Annotated in this window: 19 protein-coding genes; 13 read left to right on the top strand and 6 right to left on the bottom strand. The window is 74.9% G+C overall.

Going from position 1 to position 25,763, the window contains the following annotated elements:
- The first annotated feature begins 139 nt into the window (after positions 1-139).
- The 4 genes from E0F75_RS38055 to E0F75_RS38040 are packed head-to-tail and all read left to right on the top strand — an operon-like array spanning position 140 to position 7,231.
- Positions 140-1,261: a glycosyltransferase family 1 protein gene (locus tag E0F75_RS38055; protein WP_229315589.1), complete on the top strand. Its 1,122-nt coding sequence runs from the start codon at positions 140-142 to the stop codon at positions 1,259-1,261.
- Positions 1,258-2,436 (top strand): glycosyltransferase, encoded by a 1,179-nt coding sequence (locus tag E0F75_RS38050; protein ID WP_229315588.1) that lies wholly within the window; start codon positions 1,258-1,260, stop codon positions 2,434-2,436. The genes E0F75_RS38055 and E0F75_RS38050 overlap by 4 nt, the downstream gene beginning before the upstream one ends.
- Entirely contained in the window at positions 2,433-3,599 is a 1,167-nt protein-coding gene (locus E0F75_RS38045; RefSeq protein WP_374115508.1) for a GDSL-type esterase/lipase family protein, read from the top strand. Before E0F75_RS38050 ends, E0F75_RS38045 begins: the two co-directional genes overlap by 4 nt.
- Positions 3,596-7,231, top strand: a complete 3,636-nt coding sequence (locus E0F75_RS38040; protein ID WP_229315587.1) for a hydantoinase B/oxoprolinase family protein — start codon at positions 3,596-3,598, stop codon at positions 7,229-7,231. The genes E0F75_RS38045 and E0F75_RS38040 overlap by 4 nt, the downstream gene beginning before the upstream one ends.
- A gap of 136 nt (positions 7,232-7,367) precedes the next feature.
- Here the strand turns inward: E0F75_RS38040 and E0F75_RS38035 are convergent, their stop codons facing one another.
- The 3 genes from E0F75_RS38035 to E0F75_RS38025 are packed head-to-tail and all read right to left on the bottom strand — an operon-like array spanning position 7,368 to position 9,693.
- Entirely contained in the window at positions 7,368-8,261 is an 894-nt protein-coding gene (locus E0F75_RS38035; RefSeq protein WP_229315586.1) for a biotin-dependent carboxyltransferase family protein, read from the bottom strand.
- On the bottom strand, positions 8,258-8,908 hold the full coding sequence (locus tag E0F75_RS38030; protein ID WP_229315585.1) for an allophanate hydrolase subunit 1: 651 nt from the start codon (positions 8,906-8,908) through the stop codon (positions 8,258-8,260). Before E0F75_RS38030 ends, E0F75_RS38035 begins: the two co-directional genes overlap by 4 nt.
- Positions 8,905-9,693, bottom strand: coding sequence for a LamB/YcsF family protein (locus tag E0F75_RS38025; protein WP_229315584.1), 789 nt, complete (start codon positions 9,691-9,693; stop codon positions 8,905-8,907). The genes E0F75_RS38030 and E0F75_RS38025 overlap by 4 nt, the downstream gene beginning before the upstream one ends.
- A 120-nt stretch (positions 9,694-9,813) precedes the next feature.
- Between E0F75_RS38025 and E0F75_RS38020 the strand changes: the two genes are divergently transcribed.
- From E0F75_RS38020 to E0F75_RS38000, 5 genes are all read left to right on the top strand, one after another.
- Positions 9,814-10,524, top strand: a complete 711-nt coding sequence (locus E0F75_RS38020; RefSeq protein ID WP_229315583.1) for a GntR family transcriptional regulator — start codon at positions 9,814-9,816, stop codon at positions 10,522-10,524.
- An 80-nt stretch (positions 10,525-10,604) separates the two neighbouring features.
- Positions 10,605-12,149: a hypothetical protein gene (locus E0F75_RS38015; RefSeq protein ID WP_229315582.1), complete on the top strand. Its 1,545-nt coding sequence runs from the start codon at positions 10,605-10,607 to the stop codon at positions 12,147-12,149.
- Positions 12,146-12,721, top strand: coding sequence for a hypothetical protein (locus E0F75_RS38010; protein ID WP_229315581.1), 576 nt, complete (start codon positions 12,146-12,148; stop codon positions 12,719-12,721). The genes E0F75_RS38015 and E0F75_RS38010 overlap by 4 nt, the downstream gene beginning before the upstream one ends.
- Entirely contained in the window at positions 12,718-13,644 is a 927-nt protein-coding gene (locus E0F75_RS38005) for a hypothetical protein (RefSeq protein WP_229315580.1), read from the top strand. The genes E0F75_RS38010 and E0F75_RS38005 overlap by 4 nt, the downstream gene beginning before the upstream one ends.
- Before the next feature lie 80 nt (positions 13,645-13,724).
- Positions 13,725-18,425, top strand: coding sequence for a hypothetical protein (locus E0F75_RS38000; RefSeq protein ID WP_229315579.1), 4,701 nt, complete (start codon positions 13,725-13,727; stop codon positions 18,423-18,425).
- A 139-nt stretch (positions 18,426-18,564) separates the two neighbouring features.
- On the opposite strand, the gene E0F75_RS37995 is transcribed toward E0F75_RS38000, so the two are convergent.
- Positions 18,565-18,933 carry a hypothetical protein gene (locus E0F75_RS37995; protein ID WP_229315578.1) on the bottom strand — a complete coding sequence of 123 codons (369 nt, stop codon included), beginning with the start codon at positions 18,931-18,933 and terminating at the stop codon, positions 18,565-18,567.
- 435 nt (positions 18,934-19,368) lie between these two features.
- Here E0F75_RS37995 and E0F75_RS37990 point away from each other — a divergent pair, with 435 nt between their 5' ends.
- Genes E0F75_RS37990 through E0F75_RS37975 form a run of 4 tightly spaced genes read left to right on the top strand, consistent with a single transcriptional unit; the run spans position 19,369 to position 23,843 of the window.
- Complete coding sequence (locus E0F75_RS37990) at positions 19,369-22,353, top strand: nitrate- and nitrite sensing domain-containing protein (protein WP_229315577.1); 2,985 nt, start codon at positions 19,369-19,371, stop codon at positions 22,351-22,353.
- Entirely contained in the window at positions 22,350-22,793 is a 444-nt protein-coding gene (locus E0F75_RS37985) for a roadblock/LC7 domain-containing protein (protein ID WP_229315576.1), read from the top strand. The genes E0F75_RS37990 and E0F75_RS37985 overlap by 4 nt, the downstream gene beginning before the upstream one ends.
- Positions 22,794-22,804: 11 nt before the next feature.
- Positions 22,805-23,257: a DUF742 domain-containing protein gene (locus tag E0F75_RS37980; protein ID WP_229315575.1), complete on the top strand. Its 453-nt coding sequence runs from the start codon at positions 22,805-22,807 to the stop codon at positions 23,255-23,257.
- A complete protein-coding gene (locus E0F75_RS37975) occupies positions 23,238-23,843 on the top strand; it encodes an ATP/GTP-binding protein (protein ID WP_229315574.1) in 606 nt (201 codons plus the stop codon). The genes E0F75_RS37980 and E0F75_RS37975 overlap by 20 nt, the downstream gene beginning before the upstream one ends.
- Before the next feature lie 220 nt (positions 23,844-24,063).
- On the opposite strand, the gene E0F75_RS37970 is transcribed toward E0F75_RS37975, so the two are convergent.
- A complete protein-coding gene (locus E0F75_RS37970) occupies positions 24,064-25,251 on the bottom strand; it encodes a lipid-transfer protein (protein ID WP_308189650.1) in 1,188 nt (395 codons plus the stop codon).
- Entirely contained in the window at positions 25,248-25,712 is a 465-nt protein-coding gene (locus tag E0F75_RS37965) for a Zn-ribbon domain-containing OB-fold protein (RefSeq protein ID WP_229315573.1), read from the bottom strand. The genes E0F75_RS37970 and E0F75_RS37965 overlap by 4 nt, the downstream gene beginning before the upstream one ends.
- Positions 25,713-25,763 lie beyond the last annotated feature (51 nt).

The following is a 25,763-nucleotide window of genomic DNA, read 5'->3' as shown; positions in this document are numbered from 1 at the left end:
CCGCCCCGGAGGACCGGTGACCCGGGCGCCTGATCGTTCTCGGCCGCCCGCACGCCCCGCGCGAAACGCTCATGGGACGTTCCCTCCCCGTCCAGATCGACGTTGGCGGGGACACGCCGAACGCGACGACAACACCCGTATGCGTGTCGTCATCGTCACCGAATCCTTCCCTCCCGACGTCAACGGTGTGGCGCACTGCGCCCTGCAGACCGCGCGCCACCTCGTCCGGCGGGGCCACACCCCGCTCGTCATCGCCCCCGCCGTCGCCGACCCGGCCGCGGACGCCGACGCCCCCTGTGCCGTCGTCCGGGTGCCCTCCCTCCCCCTTCCCGGCTATCCGCAGGTACGCGTCGCCCTGCCCAGCCGTCGCGTCGCCGCGGCCATCGCCGCCCACCGCGCCGACCTCGTCCACCTCGCCGGACCGTTCGTCCTCGGGGTGCGCGGGATGACGGCCGCCACCCGGCTCGGCATCCCCGCCGTCGCCGTCTACCAGACCGATCTCGCCGGCTACGCCCGCACCTACGTGGGGACCGGCGAGGGCGCCGCCTGGCGCCGCCTCCGCGCCGTCCACGGGGCCGCCGACCGCACTCTCGCCCCCTCCTCCGCCGCCGTCCGCGACCTGGAGGCCCACGGCATCGGCCGCATACGGCTCTGGGGCCGCGGGGTGGACACCGTCCGCTTCCGCCCCGAACTGCGCGACGACGCCCTGCGCGGGGAACTCGCCCCGAACGGCGAGCTCCTCGTCGGGTACGTGGGCCGCCTCGCCCCCGAGAAGCGCGTGGATCTCCTCGCCGGAGCAGGAAGGCTCCCCGGCGTACGGCTGGTGGTCGTCGGGGACGGGCCGAGCGGGCCGGCGCTGCGCGGCGCCCTCCCGGACGCCCGGTTCCTCGGCCGCCGCACCGGAGCCGACCTCGCCCGGATCTTCGCCTCGCTGGACGTGTTCGTCCACACCGGCCCGTTCGAGACCTTCTGCCAGACGGTCCAGGAGGCCATGGCGAGCGGTGTCCCGGTCGTCGCCCCGGCCGCCGGCGGCCCGCTGGACCTGGTCGACCACGGTCGCACCGGACTCCTCGTACCCCCGGGGGACCCGGAGGCCCTGCACGAGGCCGTCGCCTCCCTCGCGGCGTCGCCCGACCTGCGGGCCGCGTACGGCCGGGCCGGCAGGGCCACCGTCGAGGGCCGTACCTGGGAGGCCCTCGGCGACGAGCTGATCGGGCACTACCTGGAGGTTCTGCGGGAGCGGACGGTGGTGGCGGCATGAGCGGCGCCGGCGGCGGGCTCCGCATCGTGCGGCTCGCCAACTTCGTGACCCCCACGTCGGGCGGCCTCCGCACCGCTCTCGACCAGCTCGGCCGGGGCTACCAGGAGGCCGGACACGAAGCCGTCCTCATCGTCCCTGGCGATGTCGCGAGCGACGTCCGCACCGAGCAGGGCCGGGTCGTCACCCTCCCCGGCCCGGTGCTGCCCGGCACCGGCGGCTACCGGGTCCTCGCCGACCGGCACCGGGTGCGCCGCCTCCTCGACGACCTCGCGCCCGACCGGATCGAGGTCTCGGACCGTACGACCCTGCGGTGGACGGGGGAGTGGGCGCGACGGGCCCGCGTGCCCTCGGTGATGGTCTCCCACGAGACCGCGGACGGCGTGCTGCGCACCTGGGGCGTGCCGTCCGCCCTCGCGGCCCGCGCGGCGGACCGGCTGAACCGCCGCACGGCCTGGGCGTTCGCGCGGATCGTCTGCACGACCGAGTGGGCGGAGCGGGAGTTCGTACGGATCGGGGTGCGCAACGTCGTACGGGCCCCGCTCGGTGTGGACCTGGAGCGCTGCCGGCCCGGCCGCCGCAGCGCCGTCCTTCGCGCCCGGCACGCGGACGGGGAGCGGGTGCTGCTCCTGCTCTGCTCGCGCCTCTCCGTCGAGAAGCGGCCCGGAACCGCCCTGGACGCCCTCGCCGAGCTGCGGGACGCGGGCGTCGGGGCGGCGCTCGTGGTCGCGGGAGACGGGCCGTTGAAGGGCGCCCTGGAGCGGCGGGCGCGCGAGCGGCGGCTTCCGGTGCGGTTCCTCGGACACGTCGCCGACCGCGAGGCCCTGGCGGACCTCCAGGCGGCGGCCGACGTGTGTCTGGCCCCGGGGCCCGCCGAGACGTTCGGTCTCTCCGCCCTGGAGGCCCTCGCCTGCGGGACCCCCGTCGTCGTCAGTGCCTCCTCCGCGCTCCCGGAGGTCGTCGGCGCTGCGGGGGCCGCCGCCATGGACACCCCTGGAGCCTTCGCCTCCGCCGTACGGGGTCTCCTCGCGGAGCCGGAGGCCGACCGCCGCCGCGCCGCACGCGCGCGTGCGGAGGTCTTCACCTGGGAGCGCTCCGTCAGCGCCTTCCTCCGGGCCCACGACGCCCTCCCGGCCGCGGAGTCGCGGCTCCCCGAGCCCGAGGAGGTACGGCGATGACACCGGACCAGACGTCCGTGCCGGTCGCGGTTCCCGCCCGGGCACCGGTCCCGGCACTCCCTGCCGTTCCGGCGCCCGTCCCGGTCGAGGTCCGGGTGGAGGCCAAGGAGACGGCTCCGGCCGTGGGCGAGGCCCAGGGGGAGGCGAGGGCACCGGCCCCGGTCTCCGTGCCGCTCCTCCCGGCCCAGGTTCCGGGGCCCGACCGGGGGCCGGCGTCCGTCCGGGGGTCGGCGTCCGTCCGGGGCGGCGTCGTCCCGCGCGCCGCCCCGGACGTCCCGCCCGCCCCCGCGCGCGTACCCCCGCCCCGCCCCCGTACGGCTCCCGCCGGCACCGTCAGGTTCGTGGTGCTCGGGGACTCGCTCAGCGAGGGCGTCGGCGACCGGGTGGACGGCGCCTGGCGGGGGTGGGCGCCGCTGCTCGCCGACGGGCTCGTGGCCGAGGGGCAGGAGACGGCGTTCCTGAACCTCGCCGTCAGCGGGGCTCTCAGCGGCGACGTCGCCGACCGGCAGGCTGCCCGCGCCCTCGCCTTCCGCCCGCATCTCGCCTCCGTCGTCGTCGGGGTCAACGACACCCTGCGCCGCACCTTCGACATCGGGCTGCTCGCCCGCCACCTGGACCGCGTCTGCGCCGACCTCGACGCCTCCGGAGCCGTACTCCTGACCGCCTGTCTGCCCGACCCGGGCCGGATGCTCGGCCTACCGCCCCCGCTGGCGCGCCCGCTCGCCCGCCGCCAGCGGTCCGTCAACGCCGTCGTGCACGCCCTCTCGGCCCGGTACGGGGCCGTCCACCTGCACCTCGCCGACGACTCCTGGACCGAGGACCGCACGCTGTGGAGCGCCGACCGGCTGCACCCAGGCGAGCGGGGCCACCGGGCCGTCGCCGAGGGCTTCCACCGGCTCCTCGCCGACCGGGGACTCGCCCACGGCACCCCGCCCGCGCGGGAGCCCGCCCAGCCGCCGCCGAGCCGCGCGGAGGCCGTGCTCTGGCTCGCCACCGCCGGCACCGGCTGGCTCCTCCGGCGCAGCCGCGACCTGCTCCCGCAGCTGGTGCTGCTCGCCGGTGCGGAACTGCGCCACTGGGCCGACGGCACCGGCACCGCCCCCCTCGACGCGCGCGCGGACGACGCCCTCGCCGCCGCCCTCGCGGCCACAATGGGGAGATGAACGGGCGCTGGGAGTTCTGGATCGACCGGGGCGGCACCTTCACCGACGTCGTGGGCAGACGGCCCGACGGCCGGCTCGTCACGTGCAAGGTGCTCTCCCACGATCCCACCCGGCGTCACGACGCCGCCGTCGCCGGAATCCGCCTCCTCCTCGGCCTCGGGCCCGGCGAACCCGTCCCGGCCGACCGGATCGCCGTCGTCAAGATGGGCACCACCGTCGCCACCAACGCCCTTCTGGAGCGGAGGGGCGAGCCGACCGTCCTCCTCGTCACCGAGGGCTTCCGGGACGCGCTCCGCATCGCCTACCAGAACCGGCCCCGCCTCTTCGACCGCCACATCGTGCTCCCCGAAGCGGTCTACGCGCGCGTGATCGAGGTCCCCGAGCGGGTCGACGCCCACGGCCACGTGGTCCGGCCCCTGGACGAGCCGGCCGTCGCGGAGGCGCTCGCCGCCGCCCACCGCGACGGACTCCGCTCGGCCGCCGTCGTCCTCCTGCACGGCTACCGCCATCCGGCGCACGAGGCCCGGATCGCGGCGATCGCACGCGACACGGGCTTCACCCAGGTCAGCTCCTCGCACGAGGTCAGCCCGCTCATCAAGCTCGTCCCGCGCGGGGACACCACCGTCGTCGACGCCTACCTCTCGCCGATCCTCCGCAGGTACGTCGACGAGGTCGCCCGCGAACTCGCCGGAATCCGCCTCATGTTCATGCAGTCCAACGGCGGACTGCGCGAGGCGGCGCACTTCCGGGGCAAGGACGCCGTCCTGTCCGGACCCGCCGGGGGTGTCGTCGGCATGGCCCGCACCTCGGCACAGGCGGGCCACGACCGGGTCATCGGCTTCGACATGGGCGGCACCTCCACCGATGTGTCGCACTACGCCGGCGCCTTCGAGCGTGAACTCGGTACACAGGTCGCCGGCGTGCGGATGCGGGCGCCGATGATGAGCATCCACACCGTCGCGGCGGGCGGCGGGTCCGTGCTGCACTTCGACGGACGGCGCTACCGCGTGGGCCCCGACTCGGCGGGCGCCGTCCCCGGACCCGCGTGCTACCGACGGGGCGGACCGCTCACGGTCACCGACGCCAACGTCATGCTCGGCCGCGTCCAGCCCGCCCATTTCCCCGCCGTGTTCGGCGAGAGCGGCGACCTGCCCCTGGACGCCGACGTCGTACGGGAGCGGTTCACGGCCCTCGCGGAGGAGGTCGGCGGCGACCGCACCCCAGAGGAGGTCGCCGCGGGCTTCCTGGAGATCGCCGTCCTCGACATGGCCAACGCCGTCAAGAAGATCTCCGTCCAGCGCGGCCACGACATCACCCGCTACGCCCTCACCAGCTTCGGCGGCGCGGGCGGTCAGCACGCCTGCGCCGTCGCCGACGCCCTGGGGGTCGACACCGTGCTCGTCCCCCCGCTCGCCGGAGTGCTCTCCGCGTACGGCATCGGTCTCGCCGACGCCACCGCCATGCGGGAGCGGTCCGTCGAGGCGGAGCTCGACGCGCCCGGCACCCCCGCGCGCGTGACGGCCCTCTGCGCCGAACTCGCCGACCGCACGCGCGCGGAGCTCCGCGCCGACGGCCTGCCGGACGAGGCGGTCACGACCCACGCGCGCGTACTCCTGCGGTACGCGGGCACCGACGCGAGCCTCCAGGTCGACCTCGCGTCCCCGGACGACCTGAAAGCCGCGTTCACGGCGGTGCACCGCGCGCGGTACGCCTTCACCATGGACCGGCCGCTCGTCGTGGAGGCGGTCTCCGTGGAGGCCGTCGGACGGGCGGGGCCGCACGGTCCCGTCCCTACCGATCCCACCGCCGATCCCGTCGCCGACGCGCACGAGCAGCCGGCGGAACGGGTCGGCAAGCCCGCCCCCCACGCCACCGTCCGGATGTTCAGCGCCGGCACACCCCACGACGCCCCCCTCCACCGGCGCGCGGACCTGCATCCCGGCAGCGCCGTGGACGGGCCGGCGATCGTCGCCGAGGCCGACGCCACGACCGTCGTCGACAGCGGCTGGCAGGCCACCGCGACCGACACCGGACATCTCCTCCTGCGCCGCGTCACCCCCCGCCCCGCGCGCGTGGCGGCGGGCACGGACGTGGACCCCGTCCTCCTGGAGGTCTTCAACAACCTCTTCATGGCCATCGCCGAGCAGATGGGCGTCCGCCTGGAGAACACCTCCCAGTCCGTCAACATCAAGGAACGCCTCGACTTCTCCTGCGCGCTCTTCGACGCCGAGGGCAACCTCATCGCCAACGCGCCCCACATCCCCGTCCACCTGGGTTCCATGGGCGAGTCCATCAAGGAGGTCCTGCGACGACGCGGCGCCGACCTGCGCCCCGGCGACGTGTACGCGATCAACGACCCGTACCACGGCGGCACCCATCTGCCCGATGTCACGGTCGTGACGCCGGTCTTCGACGAATCAGGCGCCGAACTCCGCTTCCTCGTCGCCTCACGCGGCCACCACGCGGAGATCGGCGGGATCACCCCCGGCTCCATGCCCGCCTTCAGCCGGACCGTCGACGAGGAGGGCGTCCTCTTCGACAACTGGCTGCTCGTACGCGACGGACACCTGCGCGAGGCCGAGACACGGGCCCTGCTCACCGGCGCCCCCCACCCCTCCCGCGACCCGGACACCAACCTCGCCGACCTCCGCGCCCAGATCGCCGCCAACGAGAAGGGCATCGAGGAACTGCGCCGGGCCGTCGACGAGTTCGGGCTCGACGTCGTACAGGCCTACATGAGACACGTCCGCGCCAACGCCGAGGAGTCCGTGCGCCGCATCGTCGCCCGCCTGGACGACGGCGCGTACCGCTACGAGACCGACGGCGGCGCGGTCATCCAGGTGGCCGTCCGCGTCGACCGTGAACGGCGCTCCGCCGTCCTCGACTTCACCGGCACCTCCCCACAGCTGCCCGGGAACGCCAACGCGCCCACGGCCGTCGTCATGGCCGCCGTCCTGTACGTCTTCCGCACCCTCGTCGACGAGGACATCCCGCTCAACAGCGGCTGCCTGGAGCCGCTGGAGGTGCGCGTCCCGCCCGGCTCCATGCTCGCGCCGGAACCGCCGGCCGCCACCGTCGCGGGGAACGTCGAGACCTCCCAGGCCGTCACGGGCGCTCTCTACGCCGCCCTCGGCGTCCAGGCCGAGGGCTCCGGCACGATGAACAACGTCACCTTCGGCAACGCGCGCGTGCAGTACTACGAGACGGTCGCCAGCGGCTCCGGCGCGGGCGACGGCTTCGACGGCGCCGACGCCGTCCAGACCCACATGACCAACTCCCGGCTCACCGACCCCGAGATCCTGGAGTGGCGCCACCCGGTCAGGGTCGACGCCTTCGCGGTACGGGAGGACGGCGGCGGGCGCGGCCGCTGGCGGGGCGGACACGGGGTGGAGCGCCGCATCCGGTTCCTGGAGCCGATGACGGTGGCCCTCCTCACCGGACACCGCAGGATCCCGCCGTACGGCATGGCGGGCGGAGCACCGGGCGCCCTCGGCGAGAACCTCGTGGAACGCGCGGACGGCACCGTCGAGCGGCTCGGCGGCGCGGCCACCACGGAGGTGGGCCCCGACGACGTCCTGGTCCTGCGCACCCCCGGCGGCGGTGGCTACGGCCCGCCGCCCGAGGAGGAGTGACGACCGACGCGGGGCCGCCCGGTCCGCCCGGTCCGGCCGGTCCGGCCGGCCCCGGCACGTCGGCCGGACGTGCTGCTCGCTCACATGGGCCCGACGCGCTGCTCGCTCGCACCGGCCGGACGCGCCCAGGACGCGCTCAGCGCACCGGTGTGAACCGCACCGGGGTACCCGGCACCGCCTGCGCCGCCGCGCCCAGATCCACCTCCCGCACCACTCCGACCACCGGATAGCCCCCGGTCGTCGGATGGTCGGCGAGGAACACCACGGGCCGCCCGTCCGGCGGCACCTGGACCGCACCCAGGACCATGCCCTCGCTCGCCGGCTCGCCGTGGCGGGACCGTTCGAGGGCCGGGCCCTCAAGGCGCAGTCCGATGCGGTTGCTCGCCGACGACACCCGGTACGCGCGCGCGACGAGGGTCCGGAGCGCCGCAGCCGTGAACCAGTCGTCGCGCGGCCCGAGCCGGACCCGCAGGACGAGTTCGTCGGGCGGACCGGGCCACGGGGGAGCGTCGACCGAACCCCGTACCGCTGTCGCCGTGCCCGTGCCCGTGCCCGTGCCCGTGTCCGGTCCCAGGGGCAGGACCGTCTCCTCGGCCGCCGGCGGCGGACCCAGGCCGGACAGCAGGTCCGTGGAGCGGCTGCCCAGCACCGGCTCGACGTCGATCCCGCCGCCGACCGCCACATACGCGCGCAGCCCGCGCGTGGCCGCGCCGATGTCCAGGACCGACCCGGCGGGCACGCGGACCGCGGTTCCCCAGGCGGCCGGGCGCCCGTCCACCCGTACAGGGCAGGGCGCGCCGCCCACCGCCACGGTGACCGCGCAACGCGGCCGCAGGGCGCAGCCGTCGACGGTGGTCTCCAGGACGGCCGCGGTCTCCGGGTTGCCGACGAGCCGGTTGACGAGGCGTACGGCCGCCGGGTCGAGAGCGCCGGACCGGGGCACCCCGAGATGCGCGTAGCCGGTACGTCCCAGGTCCTGCACGGTGGTCAGCGCCCCGGCCCTGACCACGACGACGGCCCGGTCGGTCATCGTCCGCCCCCGGTGGTGGCGCCCTCCGCCGTGAAGCGGACCCGTGTGCCCGGAGTCAGCAGTGCGGCCGGCTCCCGGCCGGTGTCCCAGAGCACCACGTCCGTCGTGCCGATCAGCTGCCAGCCACCGGGGGAGGAGCGCGGGTACACGCCCGTGTACGGCCCTGCCAGGGCGACGGAGCCTGCCGGGACGGCCGTACGCGGAGTGGCTCGCCGAGGCACCCCGTACCGCTCGTCGAGTCCCGTCAGATAGCCGAAGCCCGGAGCGAACCCGCAGAACGCGACCCGGAACTCGGCCGCCGCGTGGATCCGTACCGCCGCCTCGACGGACACGCCCCACAGGGCGGCGACCTCGGCGAGATCGGGCCCGTCGTAGCGGACCGGTATCTCGATCGCCCCGCCCACGCGTGCGGGGATCGGCCCCACCTCCCAGCCGCTCAGCTCGGCCGCGAGCCGGTCCGGGTCCGCCACCCCGTCGAGGAGCACCGTCCGCGCCGCCGGCACGATCTCCCGCACGCCGGGCAGCGCACCGGCCGCCCGGCGCCGCAGCAGCTCCGCGTGGAACGCCTCCGTCTCCTCGCCGCCTGCCAGCTCCACCAGGAGCGCCCGCTCGCCCACGCGCAACGCGCGCGGGGCCGTGGAGCTCACGCGAAGGCCTCCACCCGTACCCCGGAACCCAGGAGGCGCTCCCGGACCCGCCGTGCGAGGTCCACCGCGCCCGGGGTGTCGCCGTGCAGGCACAGCGACCGCGGACGCACCGCGACGGAACTGCCGCAGTGCGCCGTGACCACCCCGAACCGGGCCATGGCCACCGACCGTTCCACCACGGCGTCAGGGTCGCTGACGACCGCCCCCGCCTGCCCGCGCGGCACCAGAGTGCCGTCCGCCCGGTAGGCCCGGTCGCCGAAGGCCTCGGGGACGACCGGGAGCCCGGCCTCCGTCGCGGCCTCGTGCAACCGTGACCCCGGCAGCCCGAGCACCGGCAGCGTGCGGTCCGCGAGCAGGACGCCCTCGACGACCGCGGCGGCCTGCTCCTCGTCCCGGACCACCCGGTTGTAGAGCGCGCCGTGCGGCTTCACGTACGCCACGCGCGCGCCGGCCGCCCGCGCGAAGACCTCGAGGGCGCCGATCTGGTACGCCACCTCGGCCGCCAGCTCCGCGGCCGGTACGTCCATCGAGCGGCGCCCGAAACCGGCCAGGTCCCGGTACGAGACCTGGGCCCCGATCCGCACCCCGCGCGCGGCGGCGAGCTCGCAGACCCGCCGCATGGTGGCCGCGTCCCCGGCGTGGAAGCCGCAGGCCACGTTGGCGCTGGTGACAACGGACAGAAGCTGCTCGTCGTCGGTGAGCGTCCAGCGTCCGAAGCCCTCACCGAGATCGGCGTTGAGGTCGATCAGGGCCTCGGCCGGGCTCTGGTCCGGGGGAGTGCGCATCTGCACCTCGCAGAAGGGGGGAGCCGTGCCGGGGCGGCACGGGGGACCGTACGATGCCGTCAACGTAGAGGATTGTTGAACGATCCGACAAGATGACGACACCTGACGACAGGGGGCGCCGTGACAGCGAGTGAAGCCGGGGACCTGACCGACGACCGCGTGCTGCTCGGGCGCACGAGCACGGCGGAGCGGGTCGCGGACATCCTGCGCACCCGGGTCGCCGAGGGTTACTTCCCGCCCGGCACCCGGCTCTCCGAGGAGGGCATCGGCGGCGCGCTCGGTGTGTCCCGCAACACTCTGCGGGAGGCCTTCCGGCTCCTCGCCCACGAGCGGCTGCTCGTCCACGAGCTCAACCGCGGGGTCTTCGTGCGGGTCCTGGCGGTCGACGACGTGGACGACATCTACCGCACCCGCCGGCTCGTCGAGTGCGCCGTCGTACGGGGGCTCGACGAGCCCCCGTACGCCCTCGACGCGCTCGCCGTGGCCGTGGTGGCGGGCGAGAACGCCGCCCGCGCGGGCGACTGGCAGGGCGTCTCCACGGCCAACATCCACTTCCACCGGGAGCTCGTCGCCCTCGCGGGCAGCGCCCGCACCGACGAGCTGATGCGGGGCGTCCTCGCCGAGCTCCGTCTCGCGTTCCACGTCGTCGACGACCCGCGGGTGCTGCACGAGCCGTACCTGGCGCGGAACCGCGAGATCCTGGACGCCCTGCGAGCCGGTGAGCGGACCTCGGCCGAAAGGCTCCTCGTCCGCTACCTCGACGACTCCCGCACCCGCGTCGCCACCGCGTACGCGAAGGCCGTCGACACCCCGGCGGGCCCGGCGGACTGACCGCCCCGAGGCCCCGATCGGGGCCGGTCGCATCTGCGCCGTTTCGACCGTTGTCAGTTCGAGGACCTAATCTGTCCACCGTGACTTCGCCTGCCTCGACGGACCTCGTTCCGCCCCAGCTCAGCGCGGGGCCGCGGCCCGCGCAGGGTCCGGCCGCCGACGAAGGGCTCGCGCGGCGCCTCCGCGCGCTCGCGTGCACCGCTCCGCTGCACGACCTGGACGCGCGCAAGGCGAACCTGGCGGGCGAGTACACGGTCTACGCGATGGCCGAGGTGGCCCTCTCGGCCATCGACCTCATCACACTGAACATGGACTTCGACACCGGCGCCGACCACGAGCAGATCGTCTCCCGCCTGCTGCCCCGCGTCGCCGCACAGGCCCCCACCCGCCCCGCCGCCGAGCACGAGCGCGTGGCCCGCTGGGTCCTGGAGAACCTGATCAACGTCGGCAGCGTCGACCGCGGCTTCCGCGCCGTCTACGGCACGTTCGGCACCGACGGCGTGTACGTCCGCAGGGACTACGACTTCAAGCTCATCGAGGAGGTCCCGGGGTACGGCGGCGGCGTCTACCTCCGGACCACCGACGAGGCGGTCAACGTCCTGGTCGGCGCTCTCGACACCGACGTCACCAGCGCCCAGATCGCCGCCGAGGTGAAGCTGGAGGTCCTCATCAACCGGGGCCGCCTTGCCGACGCCCAGCTCGCCGCCGAGCAGGCGCGGTACCGGACCGTGCAGTACGCCGAGACCCTCCGCAAGACCCTGGAGGCCACCCGCCGCAACGTGCGCGCGGTGGACTGGCTCAACACGGTGCCCGACATGATCGCCGAGGCGCTCGACCACGTCGCCGACCGCTACCGCCACGAGAACGCGATCCTCACCAACATCCGCAAGGCCCGCGACGAGGCCGAGGCCACGTCCGACGCGAAGACGGCCGAACACAAGCGGCGCGCCGCCGAGCTCGTCGACATAGTGAAGGACTGCATCCGGCGCCACACCCAGCTCCAGTCCCGCCTCCTGGACGCCGGGCCCCTCTTCCGCGCCGAGCAGGACCGGCAGGCCTTCGCCGCGCCCACGTCGTACACCGGCCTCGACCTGTACGGCCAGCTCGTGGCGCCGACCCTGCCGCTCCCCGTCGAGCAGGCCGCCAGGGTCACCGACGCGTTCTTCGCGCGCGGCACCGGTCTGCGCACCCCGGCGTCCGTCCGGCTCGGCGACCTCGTCGACCTGCTGCTGACCCCGCCCGTGGAGCGCGAGCACCTCGGCGCCGAGATGCCCGAACCCGACCTCATCGCCACCCCGGACGACTCCCGCTTCAGCGAGGAGCAGCTCGCGAGCGCCATGCGGCTGCTCGACCTGGAGCACGACGCCCCGCGGCGCCTCTCCGGCCTGCTGGCCGAGGCCCGCGAGCTCGACGGCGACCTGCCGTACCTCGTGGCCCTCCTCGCCGTCCACGCGGCGAGCCCCCCGGTCGGCACGGCCTACCGCCAGGGCGAGGAGCGCCTCCTCTTCGCCGTCGACGACGGCACCCCGCTCGACGACCCGGAGTTCGGCGGCGCCGACCTCATCGTCGGTACGGCGCTGCTCGACGCCGCGGGCATGGCCGCCGGCCGCACGGAGGCCTCGTGACCCTCGTCCCGCCCGTCCCCGTCCCCGCGGCCGTGACCGTGGCCCCGGACGACGCTGCCGTGAACAGCGCCGCCGTGACCAGCACTGCCCCGGACAGCACCGTGGTGGACCACACCGTCACAGAGCCGGAGCCGGAGTCGGTTTCCGTCCCCGCGCCGGAGCCCGCCCCCGAGCCGGTCGGCCCCACGGCCACCCCCGGCCCCCGCCTCCGCCACGTCCGGATCGACCCCCCGGCCGGCGCACGAGGCGAGGCGGGCGACCCGTCCCCGCGAGTCCCCGGCACACCGCCCCGCTTCGGGGTCGTGGCGGTGCCCCAGCCGTCCCGCACGACGTCCGACCGGCGCAGCGGTACCCCGTCCGTGCGTCCCGTGCGCCTCACGGACACCACTGCCGCGCCCGTCGGCCTCCCCGGTGCCACCGAGCGCCCCGCGGCCGTCACCCCGGTCCCGCTGCCCGTACCCCGCCCCGCCACACCGGCCGGCCCCGTCACAGCCGTCGACCCCGCCGGACCCGTCACCACCCCCGCCGACCCCCCACCGACCGAGAGCCGTACCGAGGAGCCCCAGCCGTGAGCGAAACCCACGCCGAGTACGCCGACGCGTGGGGCGAGCAGGAGCCCCCGCAGCCCCCGGCCGCCTCCACGGGCGGCGGCTCCGCGCCCGCCGTCACCCCCGCCGACGCCTCCGACGCGGCCCGCCTCGTCTCCTTCGGGCTGCAGCCCAAGCTGCTCCCCGCCCGCGACGCCGAGTACGCGGAGCTGCTGCGCCGCTACCGCGAGGACCCCGCCTTCGGGCGCCTCGCCGACGCCGTGGCGACCGGTCTCGGGCTCATCGTCCTCGAGGTCTCCCCCCGCGCGGGGATGGCCGTCACCGCCGGCGAGGACTCCGTCTTCGCCGTCCGCATGGGCGACTACGCGCGCCGCGCCTCCACCGACTCGGCCGACCGCTTCCTGCACGGCCTGGCCCATCTCGCCGTCGCCGCCATGGCCTTCCCCCGCCCCGAGGACCTCGCCGACGACGCGTACATCGGCCGTCTCACCGTCAACGGCGTCGACGCGTTCGTACGGCAGGCGTGCCTGCGTCTGGAGCAGCGCGCCGAGGAGCAGGGCGAGAACACCGACCCCGCGTCCGACGCCCCCGGCCTGGAGGCCGCCTGGCGGATCTACGCCCGCCGCAGCGCCACCGGCGCCACCAAGGACGCCCGCCGCCTCGCCGGATCCACCACCGGCATCGTCGGCAAGGCGGCCGCCTTCCTCACCGACTCCGGCTTCCTCCAGCGCACCGGGGACGAGGGCGGCGGCTCCTACCGCACCACCGCCCGCTATCAGCTCCAGGTCCGCGACATGGCCGGCTCCGCCGCCATGGCCGAGCTCCTCGAACTCGGCGTCGTCCCCGTCAGCGACGGCTCCGCCACCCTCCTGCCGCCGCCCGAGGGCGACGACCTGGAGATCGCGGCCGACGCGGGCCTGCCCTTCCACGCGCCACCGTCGGCCTGACCGCCCCGAGTAACCGTCGGCGCAACCGCCCGCCCGCGTAACCGTTCTTCCCGAGCACGAGAGCACGAGAGTCCCTCGCCATGTACGAGCTGTCCCGGGTCCGCCTGTACTCCATCGGTCCCGCCGGTGCGCGCTACGCCGACACCGTCCTGGACCTGCGCGGGGTCGGCGCGCCCGTGCCCCACCCCGCCCCCACACAGGCGGAGTTCTTCGCGGAGGAGCCGGTCGGCCCGCCGCGCCGTCCCGCCCCCGCGGGCGTGCTCTTCCTGGAGAACGGCGGCGGCAAGTCCGTCCTCCTCAAGCTGATCTTCTCGGTCATGCTCCCGGGCCACCGCAACACCCTGGGTGGCGCCAGCTCCGGCGTGCTGCGCAAGTTCCTCCTCGCCGACGACTGCGGGCACGTCGCCCTGGAGTGGCAGCACACCCTCACCGGTGAACTGGTCGTCGTCGGCAAGGCAAGCGAGTGGCGCGGCCGGCAGGTCTCCTCCGACCCGCGGAAGTTCGCCGAGGCCTGGTACTCGTTCCGCCCCGGCCCCGGACTCAGCCTGGACAACCTCCCCGTCGCCGAGGCGACGTCCGTCCGCGCGCCCGTCGAGGGCGCCTCCGGCGCGACCGGCCGCCGCCGCACCATGAAGGGCTTCCGCGACGCGATCACGGAGGCGGGCAAGGCGTACCCGCACCTGGAGGTCTACTGGGAGGAGATCCACGACCGCTGGAACGAGCACCTCGGCGAGCTCGGACTCGACCCGGAACTCTTCCGCTACCAGCGCGAGATGAACGCCGACGAGGGCGAGGCGGCCGGCCTCTTCGCGGTCAAGAAGGACTCCGACTTCACCGACCTGCTGCTGCGGGCCGTCACCGACACCCGGGACACCGACGGTCTCGCCGACCTCGTCGGAGGCTTCGGCAACAAGCTCGGCCGCCGCGCCGAGCTCACCGCCGAGCGCGAGTTCACGGCCGGTTCCGTGGACCTCCTCAACCGGATCGTCGAGGCCGCCGGGACCCGCTCCACCACGCGCGACATCCACACGGCGGCCGAGCGCCGCACCCGTACCCTGGCCCGCCGGCTCTCCGCCCGCGCCGCCGTGGAACGCGCGCGTGGAGCCGAACTCGCCCAGCAGGTCACCTCCGCGGGACACGCCGTCGCCGAGGCCGAGACCGCCCGCGGGCGCGCCGCCCTCATCGCCGCCGAACTCGCCTACCGGCACGCCTCCCTGGCGCTGACCGCCGCCGAGAAGGGCGCCGCGTCCCAGCGCCGCGAACTCACCGACGCCCGCACCGTGCACTCCGCCTGGCAGGCGGCCGAGGTCGTCCTCCGCCACCGCGCCGCCGGCGACCGCTCCGCGCGCGTGGCCGCCGCCATCCGCGAGGCGGAGCGGGATGCCGCACCGGCGCTCGCGGCCCGCGCCGAGGCCGCCGCCGACCTCGTACGGGCCCTCTCCTCCGCCGCCGAGGAGGGCGAGCGCCACGCGGCCGAGGAGGAGGAACGCTCCACCGCCCTCCAGGAAGCCGGCGAGACCGCCCACCGCGACGCCACGGCCGCCGCGACCGAGGCCCAGCGGGCCCGTAGCGAGGCCGGGCACCTGCGCCAGCGTCTCGCCGAGGTCGAGCAGGAGACCGCCGAGGCCGTACGGGCCGGCTGGCTCGACGACACCGCGCCCGACGCCGACCCCGCCCGCGCCGCGCTCGCCGCGAGCGACGCCGAGAAGACGACGGTCGCCGCCTGGGACACCGCGCGCGAGGCAGCCCGTACGGCAGCGGACCGCGCGCGTGAGGCCGCCGGGGCCGAGGCCCGCGCCGAACTCGCCGCGGCCCGCGCCGCGGACGCCGCCGAGGCCGCCGGGAACGCCTACGACGCGGAGCGCCGCGCCGCCGAGCTGCTCGCCGGCGAGCAGCGCCTCGCCGAACTCCTGAGCCTCCCCGCCACCGGTTCGCACCGCCCGAGCACCGGCTCGCCCCTGCCCGGACAGCGCGCCGCCACTCCCGGCGCCGACCCCGGGGAAGCCGCCGGCATGGACACCGGCGGCGAGCCCCAGGGCCCGCTCACCGTCACCGAGTTCGACCGGTACGCCGACGACCTGCGCGGCATGCTCGACCAGGCCGTCACCTCCGCCGAGCGCCAGCTCTTCGAGCTGCGCACCGCCGCGGCCGACGACTCCCGCATCCTCGGCGCCCTCGGCGACGGCGGCCTGCTGCCGCCGGGCCCCGACGTCCTCGCCACCGTCGAGTACCTCGGCGAGCACGGCATCCCCGCCCTCCCCGGCTGGCGCTACCTCGCCCAGGCCGTCGACCCCGGCGACCACGCACGCGTCCTCGCCGCCCGCCCCGAGCTGGTCGACGGCGTCGTGATCACCGACCCCGTCTCGTACGGCCGGGCCCGCGAGGTCCTCGGCACCGCGGCCCTGCTGCCGCGCTCCGCCGTGGCCGTCGGCACGGCCGCCGCCCTGCTCGCCCCCGTACCGGCGCAGGACACCGCGGACGACAGCAGCGTCCACAGCGTCTTCCTCGTCCCGCCGAACCCGGCCATGCACGACGAGCACGCGGCCGACGAGGAACGGCACGCCCTGCGTGCCCGCGCCACCGCCCGCGACGAGGAGATCCGCACCCTCGCCGCCCGCCTCGCCGGCGACCGCTCCCTCGCGGCCCGGATCGGCTCCTGGCGCGCCGACTGCCCGCCCGGGATGCTCGCCGAACTCGCGGCCGTCGCCACCACCGCGGGGGAGACCGCGGAGGCCGCGACCGCCACCCTCGACGAGGCCCGCACCGCGCGCGCGGAGGCCGACGAGGCCGCCGCCGAAGCCGCCCAGGTACGGGACGAGCGCCAGGAGGCGGCCCAGCGCGCCCGCCGGGTCGCCGACGCCCTCGCGGGCCTCGCCTTCCGGCTGCGCGAGCGGTCCGCCTGGCAGGCCAAGCTCCGTGAACTCGCCGACGACGCCGCCGAGGCCGAGGCCCGTGCCCAGACCTGCCTGGAACGCGCGCGTGCCGCCGACGAGGACCGCCGCGCGACCCAGCGCTCCGCCGACGACGCCCACCGCACCGCCCGCGCCCTGCGGGCCGAGCGCGCCGAGATCGCCGGCGCCCCCGACACCCTCCCCGAGGGTGACGCGCCCGCGCCCCGCGCCGCGCTGCCCACCCTGCGCGAGGCCTACCGGGCCGCGTCCCAGCTGTACGAGAAGGTCGGCGTCGGCGCCGACCTGCGCGCCGAGCAGGCCCGCGCCGAGGGCGACGAGTCCGCCGCCCTCGCCGAGCTCGACCGCCTCACCAACAAGGTCCGCACCCGCGCCGAGCAGCTCCTGGAGTCCACGGACGGCGCCGACGGCCCGTCCCGGCAGGCCGCCGCCGCCCGCGCCGAGTCCCTCGTACAGATGCTGGAGACCCGCGCGTCGGAGGCCAGCGAGAAGCTCGGCCGCCTGCGCGGCGAGGCCGAGCGGCTCGCCCCCGAGGACGGCGGGGAGCACACCGAGCTGCCCGAGGACCTCGTCCCCGCCGACGCCGAGCGGGCCCAGGCCCTGCTCCGTACCGCCACCGCCGAACTCGCCTCCCGCACCGACGCCCTGGAGGCGGCCCGCGCCGCCCACACCGGGCTGCTCCGGGACCACCGGGCCGCCGAGGACGCGGCGGGCGGCTTCGACGAGACCGCCGCCCTGCTGCGGGACCTGCTCCGCGACCACACCGACGAGGAGCGGGAGGAGACCGAGCCGTACCCCGGCAGCCTGGAGGAGGCACGTACGACGGCCGCCGAGGCGCGCCGCTCGCTGCGTTCCTGCACGGCCGAGCTCTCGGCGGCCGACGCCGCCGTGCGCGAGGCGAGCGACATCCTCGTACGGCACGCCAACTCCACCCGGTACGAGCAGGTCCGCACCCCGGCCCGCCAGCAGATCCGCGAACTGCCCGCGTCGGCGCTGCCCGAGCACGCCGCCAAGTGGGCCGAGGCCTTCGCACCCCGACTGCGGGTCCTCACCGACGAGCTGGAGCAGCTGGAGCGCAACCGCGACTCGATCGTCGACCGGCTGCGCGGCCTGGTGGAGTCCTCGCTCGCGACGCTCCGCTCGGCACAGCGCCTCTCCCGGCTCCCCGAGGGCCTCGGCGAGTGGTCGGGCCAGGAGTTCCTGCGGATCCGGTTCGAGGAGCCGGACCAGGCCACCCTCGCGGAGCGGCTCGGCGAGGTCGTCGACGAGGCGACCCGCGCCGCCGTCAAGAAGAACTCCGACCTGCGCCGCGACGGCATGTCCCTGCTGCTCCGCGGAGTCCAGGCGGCGCTCGAACCCAAGGGCGTATCCGTCGAGATCCTCAAGCCGGACGCGGTGCTGCGCGCCGAGCGGGTGCCCGTCGGGCAGATGGGCGACGTCTTCTCCGGCGGTCAGCTGCTCACCGCGGCCATCGCCCTGTACTGCACGATGGCGGCGCTCCGCTCCAACGACCGGGGCCGCGACAAGCACCGGCACGCGGGCACCCTGTTCCTGGACAACCCGATCGGCCGCGCCAACGCCACGTACCTCCTGGAGCTCCAGCGGGCCGTGTCGGACGCGCTGGGCGTGCAGCTCCTGTACACGACGGGGCTGTTCGACACGACCGCGCTCGCCGAGTTCCCCCTGGTGATCCGGCTGCGCAACGACGCCGACCTGCGGGCCGGCCTCAAGTACATCAGCGTGGAGGAGCATCTCCGTCCGGGTCTGCCGCAGACCGCGGCGGAGGGCGAGACGATCCACGGCGAGATCACGGCGACGCGGATGTTCCGCCGGCACGCGTCGGACGACCCGAGCCGACCGGCGGCCCTCTAGGGGGTGTCTTGCCGATCAGGCCGGGCTTGCGGCCCCTAGGGCCTGTCCGGCGGATCAGGGGCGGACAGGCCCTAGCGCACAAGTGAGCGGCCCGGCTCCCTCGACAGGGGGCCGGGCCGCTCACCTTCGTTTCGCCGGGTCAGGCCGCCTCGGACAGCGACGCCGTCTCCGCCCGGCCCTCCCCGCGCTTCGCACGGAGCGACGGACGCGCCGTGCTGCTCGGCTCCGACACCACGCCGTTGCGCTGGCGCCACACCTGACGGGTGATCCAGATGTCGAGCACGCTCCAGGTGGCCACGACGGTGGAGACCACCGCGCTGACGGTCACCGGGAACGCCAGCCATGAGCCCGTCACGGAGCTGAAGAACGCCACGACTCCCTGGACGAGCGTCACCGATGTGAGCATCACGGCCCGTACGGCGGAGTTGCGCACCGGGTCAGGCATCCGCCGTCGCGCCCGGTCGTCCTCCACCCACAACTGCCCGGCCGACCGCGCCTCGTGTTCCATTGTCCTGTCACTCCCCACCACTGACCGTCTTCAGGAACGGTTGCCCGTCTTGAGCGCCTATACACGGACAGAACCCGCCCCGTACTTATTGACGCACGAGTGAGGGAAAAGGTTTCGTCCGACCTGGGATGAACGTGAGCGGGATGGGACCGGAACGAATAATTCCAGCCATCTCCGCAGGCCGGAGAAATGGCGCATCGTCAGGTGTCCTACGCCACATTGACCAATCCCAACTCCCCGAATACCAGGACATCTCATGATCAAGACTCACTCGACAGGCTGAAAACAGCCCGGACATGCCTTCGGGATGGCCGTGATGCAGTAGTAGGCTCACGCCGCCGTTTGTTGAATCTCAAGGTTGACGCCGCGTGTTGACGCCGGACGTCACGAACGTGAAGGACCTCCGGGGCCACGGAGGTCGAGCTGGGGGAGGCCATGCGCTTTCGCGGGAAGTCCATCCGCCGGAAGATCGTGGCGTTGCTGCTCGTACCGCTCGTCTCCCTGACGGGCCTGTGGGGGTTCGCCACGGTCCTCACCGGACGCGAGGCCGACCAACTCCTCGACGTCGGCTACATCGTCGACAAGGTCGGCTACCCCCTCGAGGACACGGCCCGCGTCATCCAGCTCGAACGGCGCCAGTCCCTCATCTACCTCGCCGATCCCCGGGGCACCGACGCCCTCGGCTCCCTCGACGAGACCCGCCGGGCGACCGACCGTCAGATCGCCCGCATCCGCGCCAACGCCGCCGACCCCGGTGTACGCGAGGAGATGCGGCCCGTCACCGCCCAGCGGCTCACCTCCCTCCTCGAAGCGCTCGAAGGCATCGCCTCGCTGCGCCGCTCGGTGGAGAAACGTGACATCGGCCGGATGCAGGCCCTCGAGTTCTACAACCGGCTCGTCGACCCCTGCTACAGCTTCCTCGTCACCCTCCACGCCCTCGAGAACGTGGAGATGGACAAGCAGGGCCGCGCCCTCGTCGGCATCACCCGCGCGCGTGAGCTGCTCTCCCGCGAGGACGCGCTCGTCCTCTCCGCGCTCGTCGCGGACCGGGTCACCGCCCGGGAGATCCGCGAGATATCCGACCTCGTCGCCAACCGCGAGCAGTTCTACGAGGTCAACCTCGAACTCCTGCCCACCGCCGAGCGCGCCCGCTTCGAGAAGTACTGGCGCAGCCCCGACAGCCGGCCGCTGCGCACCGCCGAGAACGCGATCATCGAAGAGGGCCCCACCGACAGCCCGCGCGCCGTCACCCCCGCCTACTGGCAGGACAACGCAAGCCCCGTCCTCGACGACCTGGCCAGGGAGAACACCGCGGCCGGCGACCGCTACCAGGACCGCGTCCAGCCCGCCGCGTACAGCGTCCTCCTCAAGGTCGGAGTCGCCGGAGTCCTCGGCTTCCTCGCCCTGCTCGCCTCGATCGTCATCTCCGTCCGCATCGGCCGCGACCTCGTCCGCGACCTGCGCCGCCTCCAGAAGGAGGCCCAGGAGGTCTCCGGCGTACGTCTGCCCAGCGTGATGCGGCGGCTCGCCGCGGGCGAACAGGTCGACGTCGGTACCGAAGTCCCGCACCTGGGATACGGACAGGACGAGGTCGGCCAGGTCGGCCAGGCCCTCAACACCCTCCAGCGCGCCGCCGTCGAAGCAGCCGTGAAACAGTCCGAGCTGCGGCGCGGCGTCTCCGAGGTGTTCGTCAACCTCGCCCGCCGCAACCAGGTCCTCCTGCACCGCCAGCTCACCCTCCTCGACACCATGGAACGGCGCACCGAGGACACCGACGAGCTCGCCGACCTCTTCCGGCTCGACCACCTCACCACCCGCATGCGACGGCACGCCGAGGGCCTCGTCATCCTCTCCGGCGCCGCACCCTCCCGTCAGTGGCGCAAGCCCGTCCAGCTCATGGACGTGGTCCGCGCCGCCGTCGCCGAGGTCGAGGACTACGAGCGCATCGAGGTCCGCCGACTCCCGCGCCTCGGCGTGGGCGGCCCCGCCGTCGCGGACCTCACCCACCTCATCGCCGAACTCCTCGAGAACGCCACGGTGTTCTCGCCCCCGCACACCGCCGTCCAGGTGCTCGGCGAGCGGGTCGCCAACGGCTTCACGCTGGAGATCCACGACCGAGGCCTCGGCATGAACCCCGACGCCCTGCTCGACGCCAACCTCCGGCTCGCCGAGACCCCCGAGTTCGAGCTCTCGGACACCGACCGGCTCGGCCTCTTCGTGGTCAGCCGGCTCGCCCAGCGCCAGAACGTCCGTGTCTCGCTCCAGACCTCGCCGTACGGCGGGACCACCGCGGTCGTCTTCATCCCGGCCGCGCTCCTCACCGACGCGCCCGAGACCCAGGGCGCCGGCTTCCGCCTCGACCGCAAGACCCTGGAGCGCACGAGCCCGGACGACGCCGGGACCGCCGCCGACGGCGTCCTGCCCAGCCGCCGCCCGGCGCTCGCCAGGGTCCCGGACGTGACCGAGGCACCCGGCCCGCTCGACGGACCCGTCGAGCTCGAGGGGCCGCTCGGCAACGAGGAGTTCGACGTACTGCTCGACGGCGCGGCGGACCTCCTCGACACCGAGAGCGAACGCGGCGGCCTCTTCCGGCCCCGTGCCCGGCGCCGCTCCGGACTCGCGCCCGCGGGCGAACAGCACCAGCAGGCCACGGACCGGACGAACGGCGACGGCGAGGAGGAGAAGCCCGCCGACGCGGGCGTCCTCGGCCCCGTACCGCTGCCGCGCCGTCGCACCCCGACCCTCGTCGTGGACCACGGCCGCCGCCTCGACGAGCCGGACCGGGGCCGTGGCATCGACGGACCGGACCGGAGCCGGGGGGCCGACGGGCCCGACCGGGCCCACGCGCTCCCCGACCTGGACCAGCCGCTCAACGGCCGCGCGCACCCCGCCCCCGGCCGGGTGACCGAAGGCTTCGGCCGGGTGACGGACGGCCCCGGCGTCGCGGACCACCACGCCTACGGCACCGGACAGGACGAGCGGCCGGTGCCCCCGAGCGGAACCGGTCGGCCCGGCGACCAGCCCGTACCCCCGCGCGGCACCGGCCGGCAGCACGGTCTGCCCATCGCCCCGCGCGGCACCGGCCCGACCCTCGTCCCCGTACCGCCGGAGGGTCCCGTGCCGCCGCCGGCGAGCCCCGAGCCGTTCGGCGGACTGCCCCGCCGCGTCCGTCAGGCCAGCCTCGCGCCCCAGCTGCGCGCGACCGACGGCCCGGCCGAGCGCGGTACGGGCAGGCGCGCCGACGCCCGTACGAGCGGCGGCGCGGCGCCCGCGGACGCCGACTCCTTCGAGCGTGACGCCGAGGAGGTACGCGCGCGCATGGCCGCCATGCAGCGCGGCTGGCAGCGCGGGCGAGAGCAGAACGCCGACCCTGACGACCCGACAGCACCTGGAACGACACCCGAGGGGGACGGTCGATGACCGCACCGAACGCCGCAGCATCCAGCACCACCGCCGGACACGGCAACGGCGAGCTGAACTGGCTCCTCGACGAGCTCGTGCAGCGCGTCGCGTCCATCCGGAAGGCCCTGGTGCTCTCCAGCGACGGCCTCCCCACCGGTGCGTCCCAGGACCTGACCCGGGAGGACGGGGAGCACCTGGCCGCCGTGGCCTCCGGCTTCCACAGCCTCGCCAAGGGCGTCGGCCGTCACTTCGAGGCGGGCAAGGTCCGTCAGACGGTCGTCGAGCTGGAGGACGCCTTCCTCTTCGTCACGGCCGCCGGTGACGGCAGCTGCCTGGCCGTGCTCGCCGACGCGGACTCCGACGTCGGCCAGGTCGCCTACGAGATGACGCTGATGGTGAAGCGGGTCGGGGTCCACCTCGCGACGGCACCCCGGACCGGGCTGCCCGCGGGAGGGTGAGTGGGGACGGCATGAGTGACGCAGCCGAGCGGAACCAGCTGAACCAGGCGAACCGGCACACGGAGTCGGACCAGAGCCCCACCCCGGCCCACCACCACTGGTTCGACGACGAGGCCGGGCCGGTGGTCCGTCCGTACGCGATGACCCGCGGCCGGACGAGCGCCGCCACCCGCCACCGGCTCGACCTGATCGCGGTGGTCGTGCCCGAGCCCGCCGCCGACGACCCCGGCCGGGACCAGACGCTCTCCCCCGAGCACGTGGAGATCGTCGAACGCTGCTCCGAGCAGCCCCAGTCGATCGCCGAGCTCGCCGCAGGACTCGACCTCCCCGTCGGGGTGGTCCGGGTGCTCGTCGGTGACCTCGTCGAGGACGAACTCGTCCATGTGACCCGCCCCGTTCCGCCGGCCGAGCTGCCGGACGTGAGCATTCTCCGCGAGGTGATCAATGGCCTTCGGGCGCTCTAGCCGCAAGAAGCCGTACGTCGAACCGGTGACCCTGAAGATCCTCGTCGCGGGCGGGTTCGGGGTCGGCAAGACGACGCTGGTGGGCGCGGTCAGCGAGATCCGGCCCCTGCGGACCGAGGAGATCCTCAGCGAGGCGGGGCGGCCCGTCGACGACCTGCACGGCGTCGAGACCAAGACGACGACCACGGTCGCCATGGACTTCGGCCGGATCACCCTGCGCGAGGACCTCGTCCTGTACTTGTTCGGCACCCCCGGCCAGGACCGCTTCTGGTTCCTCTGGGACGAGCTGGCGCAGGGCGCGCTCGGCGCGGTCGTCCTTGCGGACACCCGCCGGCTGGAGGACAGCTTCGCGGCCATCGACTACTTCGAGCGGCGCGGCATCCCGTTCACGGTGGCCGTCAACTGCTTCGAGGGTGCCCGGCGGTTCCCCGCGGAGAGCGTGCGCGGGGCGCTGGACCTGGACCCGGAGGTCGAGCTCCTGATGTGCGACGCGCGGGACCGCGAGTCCGTGAAGAACGTCCTCGTCGCCGTCGTCGAGCACGCGCTCGTCCTCGCGGACCGGAGCCACGCGACGGCGGCCCCCTGACGTGACCGCCTGAGGCGGCCCCGCCGCGGTGGGGTCACCTCAGGCAGAGGGGCCTCGTCGTGGTGGGGTCACCTCAGGCACAGGGGCCTCGTCGCACTCCTGAAGCCCTACCGGCCGAGGGACCCCGGCCCACCGCAGAGGTCCCTCCGCCCGAGGACCCTCGACCAGAGGTCCCTCCGCCCGAGGACCCTCGACCAGAGGTCCCTCCGCCCGAGGACCCTCAGCGCACCGCCACCACCGCGGACCCGTGCCCGAACAGCCCCTGGTTCGCGGTGATGCCGACCCGCGCCCCCGGCACCTGCCGGTCGCCCGCCGTACCCCGCAGCTGCCAGGTCAGCTCGCAGACCTGGGCGATCGCCTGGGCGGGCACGGCTTCTCCGAACGAGGCCAGCCCGCCGCTGGTGTTGACCGGCAGGCGCCCGCCGAGCGAGGTCGCCCCGTCCCGCAGCAGCTTGGCGCCCTCGCCGACCGCGCACAGCCCGATGTCCTCGTACCACTCCAGCTCCAGTGCGGTGGACAGGTCGTAGACCTCCGCGAGGGAGAGGTCCTCGGGCCCGATCCCCGCCTCTTCGTAGGCGGCGCTCGCGATGGAGGCGCGGAAGGAGTGTGCGGCCGGCGCGAGGGCCACCGCCGAGTCGGTCGCGATGTCCGGGAGGTCGAGCACCGCCTTGGGGTACGTGGGGGAGACCGTCGACACGGCCCGGACCCGCACCGGGTCGGAGTGCCCGTGGCCGCGCGCGAACTCCATGCTGGACAGCACGAGCGCGGCGCCCCCGTCCGAGGTGGCGCAGATGTCGAGGAGCCGCAGCGGATCGGCGACGACGGCCGAGGCGGCGACCTGCTCGGCGCTCACGCGCGCGCGGTAGCGGGCGAGCGGGTTGAGCGCGCCGGCCGCCGCGTTCTTCACCTTGACCTGGGCGAAGTCCTCGGGAGTGTCCCCGTACAGGGCCATCCTGCGGCGTGCGTAGAGCGCGAAGTACGCGGGATTGGTGGCCCCGAGCACCCGGAACCGCAGCCAGTCCGGGTCGTCGGGACGCTCGCCGCCGGCCGGGGCGAGGAAGCCCTTGGGCGTCGCGTCCGCGCCGACGACCAGGACCACGTCGGCGAGCCCGGCGAGGATCTGGGCCCGTGCCGTCCCGATCGCCTGGGCGCCCGAGGCGCAGGCCGCGTACACGCTGGTGACGCGCGCCCCCTGCCACCCGAGGGCCTGCGCGAACGTCGCCCCGGCCACGTACCCCGGGTATCCGCACCGCATGGTGTTCGCGCCGACGACGGAGCCGACGTCCGACCAGTCCAGGCCGGCGTCGGCGATTGCGGCGCGGGCGGCGGCCGTCCCGTAACTGATGAAACTCCGACCCCACTTGCCCCAGGGGTGCATTCCCGCCCCGATGACGGCGATGTCGTTCACGACCGCTCCTCCCGCACGACGGGCCGCCAGTTCCAGGTGGTCCAGATGTGCTCGTCGTCCTCGTTGAGGACCCCGGGCACCACCTCGACCTCCGTCCCGATCGCCAGATCGGCCGTCGTCACCCCCGGCGCGGCCTGCCCGAGGACCACCATGGCCTCGGCCGCCAGCTCGACGGCGACGAGGGTGTACGGCTCCCAGGGCGCGTCCGGATCGGAGACGTACGGGGCGGGCGGACGGTAGCGCCCGTCGGTGTACGACCAGACCCGGCCGCGCGGGGAGAGCGGGAACTCGGCGAGCTCCCCGCCCCCGGGGCAGACCGGATTGCGGCAGCCGTCGTCCGCGCGCGGGAAGAAGACCGAGGCACAGACCGTGCAGCGGGTTCCGAGCAGCCGGAACTCCGCCTCCGGCACGGAGTCGTCGGTGAACCACCCGGCCACCACCGGTGTGCGTGTCCGTGCCATCGAGGCCTCCCGTGCCTACCGTCGACCACCCTGAGCTGACGAACCGTCAGA

The sequence above is a fragment of the Streptomyces sp. CB02980 genome (genome assembly GCF_014451325.2).
Classification (GTDB): Bacteria; Actinomycetota; Actinomycetes; order Streptomycetales; family Streptomycetaceae; genus Streptomyces.
The sequence above is the reverse complement of the archived record's forward strand: the minus strand, read 5'-3'. Positions and strand labels throughout refer to the sequence as shown.

What these genes read in the sequence shown, in the direction of transcription:
- E0F75_RS37985 (WP_229315576.1), top strand. Translation starts at nt 22,350, where the DNA reads ATGACCGCACCGAACGCCGCAGCATCCAGCACCACCGCCGGACACGGC.
- E0F75_RS38045 (WP_374115508.1), top strand. Translation starts at nt 2,433, where the DNA reads ATGACACCGGACCAGACGTCCGTGCCGGTCGCGGTTCCCGCCCGGGCA.
- E0F75_RS38040 (WP_229315587.1), top strand. Translation starts at nt 3,596, where the DNA reads ATGAACGGGCGCTGGGAGTTCTGGATCGACCGGGGCGGCACCTTCACC.
- E0F75_RS37980 (WP_229315575.1), top strand. Translation starts at nt 22,805, where the DNA reads ATGAGTGACGCAGCCGAGCGGAACCAGCTGAACCAGGCGAACCGGCAC.
- E0F75_RS38025 (WP_229315584.1), bottom strand. Translation starts at nt 9,693, where the DNA reads ATGCGCACTCCCCCGGACCAGAGCCCGGCCGAGGCCCTGATCGACCTC.
- E0F75_RS37995 (WP_229315578.1), bottom strand. Translation starts at nt 18,933, where the DNA reads ATGGAACACGAGGCGCGGTCGGCCGGGCAGTTGTGGGTGGAGGACGAC.
- E0F75_RS37990 (WP_229315577.1), top strand. Translation starts at nt 19,369, where the DNA reads ATGCGCTTTCGCGGGAAGTCCATCCGCCGGAAGATCGTGGCGTTGCTG.
- E0F75_RS38055 (WP_229315589.1), top strand. Translation starts at nt 140, where the DNA reads ATGCGTGTCGTCATCGTCACCGAATCCTTCCCTCCCGACGTCAACGGT.
- E0F75_RS38050 (WP_229315588.1), top strand. Translation starts at nt 1,258, where the DNA reads ATGAGCGGCGCCGGCGGCGGGCTCCGCATCGTGCGGCTCGCCAACTTC.
- E0F75_RS38000 (WP_229315579.1), top strand. Translation starts at nt 13,725, where the DNA reads ATGTACGAGCTGTCCCGGGTCCGCCTGTACTCCATCGGTCCCGCCGGT.
- E0F75_RS37975 (WP_229315574.1), top strand. Translation starts at nt 23,238, where the DNA reads ATGGCCTTCGGGCGCTCTAGCCGCAAGAAGCCGTACGTCGAACCGGTG.
- E0F75_RS37965 (WP_229315573.1), bottom strand. Translation starts at nt 25,712, where the DNA reads ATGGCACGGACACGCACACCGGTGGTGGCCGGGTGGTTCACCGACGAC.
- E0F75_RS38035 (WP_229315586.1), bottom strand. Translation starts at nt 8,261, where the DNA reads ATGACCGACCGGGCCGTCGTCGTGGTCAGGGCCGGGGCGCTGACCACC.